Annotated in this window: 1 protein-coding gene; it reads right to left on the reverse strand. The window is 68.3% G+C overall.

All coding sequences use genetic code 11. The features are described from left to right. Positions 1-179: 179 nt before the first annotated feature. The coding region (locus HUX53_RS00075) for a DUF3052 family protein (RefSeq protein ID WP_176401126.1) at positions 180-467 on the reverse strand (288 nt) is incomplete at its 5' end.

Consider the following 467-nt stretch of genomic DNA (forward strand, 5'->3'; position numbering starts at 1 on the left):
TTTGTTTATACGTTGTGTTTGAGATAAACGCTCTCACCGTAAGTATATCCGTGCCTCTTCGTCGGCACCCACAGATGTGTAAACGAGGCAGGACGCGGTCCACGTTGACACCGACCACATCGGCGCCGGCCACACTGACGGCGCCCGCGTTGCCGGCCAAGTCGCCTACCGTCCCCCGGCTACCCGCGGACCTTGGGCGCGACCAGCCGGGTGCCGGACCACTCCTTGGCGGCGCTGACACTGCTGGTCTGCGAGAGGCCGCGCAGACCGCCGGCCTCGCCGATGTCGCTCGGCTCCACGTGCCCGTCCCGGCCCGCCTTCGGCGTCAGCAGCCAGATGTTGCCGCCGCCGGTGAGCGGGATCCGCGCGTCGGTGAGGCCCTCGCACACGTCCCCGTCCCTGTCTCCGCTCCACATCTGACGCTGCCGACGACGAGCCGCGTCGGCAACACACACGGACCCAGCGCC

It is taken from the genome of Actinomadura sp. BRA 177 (assembly GCF_013372625.1).
Taxonomy (GTDB): Bacteria; Actinomycetota; Actinomycetes; order Streptosporangiales; family Streptosporangiaceae; genus Spirillospora.